This is a genomic window from Spongiactinospora gelatinilytica, assembly GCF_003236385.1.
In the GTDB taxonomy this organism is placed as follows: Bacteria; Actinomycetota; Actinomycetes; order Streptosporangiales; family Streptosporangiaceae; genus Spongiactinospora; species Spongiactinospora gelatinilytica.
In genome coordinates this window covers 1-2,323 of the sequence record NZ_POUA01000631.1, presented here as the reverse complement: position 1 = coordinate 2,323, position 2,323 = coordinate 1, and the positions used below count along the sequence as shown (strand labels likewise).

Genomic DNA, 2,323 nt, shown 5'->3' with positions numbered 1-2,323 from the left:
CCCCGTGCCGCCCGCCGTCCACGACGGCCGGACCCGCCCCGTGCAGAACCGGCGTTTCCCCGTCAAGACCACGGTGGTCACGCTCGTCGTGCTGGTCATCGCCGGACTCGGACTCCTGGCATGGATGGGCCTGCTGCCGTCGTTCTTCGGCTCGTCAGCGCAGAGCGGCGAGTCGCCCGGCGTCCAAAAGCCCGGCGCGGCCCCCGATTCGGTGCTGGACTGGGCGGAGGGGACGGAACCGTTCACCGTCGGCGTGCGCGACGGACTGCCCGGCGTCGCCCTGAACTCCGGCAAAGGCGGCAAACCCGCCTGGGCGGGCTTCGAGGTGGACCTGGCCCGCGAGATCGCCCACGCCCTCGGCGTGTCGCCGCAGCGTCTCACCTTCAAGGCGACCGACCGTGCCCAGCGCCCCGCGCTGCTCGCCGAGGGCGACGTGGACATGGTGGTATCCACCTACTCGATCAACAAGGTGGACGAGGTCACCTTCGCCGGGCCGTACTACCTCGCCCATATCGACGTGCTGGTAAAGGACGGGTCGTCCATCACCACCGTGAAGGACCTGGAGGGCAAACGGCTGTGCCAGCCGGGGGCCGCGTTCGCGGTCAAGGCGGTCCAGCGCGTGGTGGACCGCGTCGATCTGGTGCCCGTCGCCGACTACTCCCAGTGCATGGACCGTTTGAGGACCGGCCGCCTGGATGCCGTGCCCGGCGATGACCTGCTGCTCGCCGGCTTCGCCAACCGCGAGAAGCTCCGGTACAAGGTCGTCGGCCTCAAGCTGTCCACCGAGCGGTACAGCGTCGCGCTGCGCGCGGGCGACGTGCGCGGCTGCCAGGCCGTCCAGCGGGCCATCACCGCCCTGTACCGAAAAGGAACGGTCAAAAGCCTGCTCACCCGGCATTTCGGCAACGTGGAGTTCGCTCCGGAGGCCGAGGTCCCCAGGATGCAACCCTGCCGATGAAGGGCCGGGTGAGGGACCGGTAACATCCGAGCGTCACCATATCGACCCGCGAGTTGGGGGAAGGCAATGCCGCAGACTCCCGTCAAAGTCACCGTCACAGGCGCGGCCGGCCAGATCGGCTACGCCCTGCTGTTCCGCATCGCATCGGGCCAGTTGCTGGGCCAGGGCGTCCCGGTACGGCTGAGCCTCCTGGAGATCCCGCAGGCGGTGAAGGCGGCGGAAGGCACTGCGATGGAGCTCGACGACTGCGCGTTCCCGCTGCTCGCCGGGATCGACATCAGCGACGACCCAAACGTCGCCTTCGAGGGCGCCAACGTCGGGCTGCTGGTCGGCGCCCGCCCGCGTACCAAGGGGATGGAGCGCGGTGACCTGCTGGAGGCCAACGGCGGCATCTTCGGCCCGCAGGGCAAGGCGATCAACGACCACGCCGCCGACGACGTGCGGGTGCTGGTCGTCGGCAACCCGGCCAACACCAACGCGCTGATCGCCCAGGCGCACGCGCCCGACGTGCCCGCGGCCCGGTTCACCGCGATGACCAGGCTCGACCACAACCGCGCGCTGTCGCAGCTCGCCGGCAAGCTCCAGGTCCCGGTCGCCGACATCAAGAAGATGACCATCTGGGGCAACCACTCCGCCACCCAGTACCCCGACCTGTACCACGCCGAGGTCGGCGGCAAGGTCGCCGCCGAGCAGGTGGACGACGCCTGGCTGCGCGACACCTTCATCCCGACCGTGGCCAAGCGGGGCGCGGCCATCATCGAGGCCAGGGGCGCCTCCAGCGCCGCCTCCGCCGCCAACGCGGCCATCGACCACGTCCACGACTGGATCAACGGCACCCCCCAGGGCGACTGGACCTCCGCCGCGGTGCCCTCCGACGGCTCCTACGGCGTGCCCGAGGGCCTCATCTCGTCCTTCCCGGTGGTCTCCAAGGGTGGGGCCTGGGAGATCGTCCAGGGCCTGGACATCGACCCCTTCTCCCGCGAGCGCATCGACGCCTCCGTCGCCGAGCTCGCCGACGAGCGCGAGGCCGTCTCCCGCCTCGGCCTGCTGTAGATCTCCGGTACGCGTGCGGTGCGGGGCGTCGATCTGATCTGCTCCGCACCGCGCCGCCGAGCCTTGTGCAAAAACGCCGCCGCCGCCTGCCCTTTACCGCCGTACTTTATCGCCGGTAATTACCATCAAATGGTGTACGGCGCAGGTGAGCGGTGAATTAGGTCGCGATTACCACATATTATCGACCACCCGCGGAAGCGCGCCCAGGCCGCCCGGCCCCAGAGACGCACGGTGATACGGATGACACCCGGCGTGTCGGCGGGAGCCGAGGTGGCGGGGGCCCCAGAATGATCGCTGGGAGATTACCGGGGG

Annotated in this window: 2 protein-coding genes; both read left to right on the top strand. The window is 69.7% G+C overall.

Annotated features, from left to right (window positions below):
• Positions 1-958, top strand: a 958-nt coding sequence (locus C1I98_RS37965; protein WP_146607897.1) for a transporter substrate-binding domain-containing protein, incomplete at its 5' end; no start/stop codon positions are given.
• A 66-nt stretch (positions 959-1,024) separates the two neighbouring features.
• Positions 1,025-2,011, top strand: a complete 987-nt coding sequence (locus C1I98_RS37960) for a malate dehydrogenase (protein ID WP_111172066.1) — start codon at positions 1,025-1,027, stop codon at positions 2,009-2,011.
• Positions 2,012-2,323: the final 312 nt, after the last annotated feature.

What these genes read in the sequence shown, in the direction of transcription:
- C1I98_RS37960 (WP_111172066.1), top strand. Translation starts at nt 1,025, where the DNA reads ATGCCGCAGACTCCCGTCAAAGTCACCGTCACAGGCGCGGCCGGCCAG.